This window comes from Treponema sp. R8-4-B8 (assembly GCF_054786175.1).
This window is the reverse complement of record NZ_BDHE01000178.1, coordinates 1-767: the sequence shown is the minus strand read 5'-3', so window position 1 is coordinate 767 and position 767 is coordinate 1. Positions and strand designations below refer to the sequence as shown.

The 767-nt window shown below is 44.2% G+C and carries 1 protein-coding gene; it reads left to right on the top strand.

Annotated elements, in window-relative coordinates; genetic code table 11:
- On the top strand, positions 1-621 hold a 621-nt coding region (locus ACYVRA_RS07725; RefSeq protein ID WP_461252158.1), incomplete at its 5' end, for a class I adenylate-forming enzyme family protein.
- Positions 622-767: the final 146 nt, after the last annotated feature.

Below are 767 nucleotides of genomic sequence, written 5' to 3'. Positions count from 1 at the left end.
ACTGTAACCGCAAGCGCCATTATGCCCCGTGAACGGTACCGCGAAAATTCATTCGGCATTCCCTGTCCCGACAACTGGTTTAAAGTGGTAAAACCCGGCACGGAAGAAGAATGTCCGCTCATGGAAGACGGCGAAATCTGCGTCTCAGGCCCGACAGTCATGATTGGGTATTTTAAAGATACTGAAGCGACCGCGCAGGTGTTAAAGAAGCACAAAGACGGCAAGCTCTGGGTACATTCGGGAGACATTGGCTGTATGGATAAAGACGGATTCTTTTACTTTAAACAACGCGCCAAACGAATCATCAAAACATCCGGCATTGCCATTTATCCTTCCCGTATTGAAGACATACTAAACAAACATCCTGCCGTGCGTTTGTCCTGCGTGATTGGCGTGCCTCATGGAAACCGAGGCGAGGAGCCAAAAGCGTTTATCATGCTTAAAGACGGATACAAAGAATCAGAGGAACTAAAACAGGATATTATTAAAAGCTGTGAAAGCCACCTTATAACTTATTCGCGCCCCCGTTACATTGAGTTTATCGAAAAAATGCCCATGACCCACGTAGGAAAAATCGCCTTTAGGGAATTGGAAGAAATGGAACGCAGTAAGAGTTCTTAAATCATTTAGTCCCAAAATACTCCCTCGCGCTGAAGGGTTTTAAAAGGTTGTCTAATGATTCATTGTTTATAATCGTTTTTAAAATAACGGTGGCTAGTTCCGCGGACTGAACGACTTTAAGATTTTGCAGTTTTTCCTTGTAACCT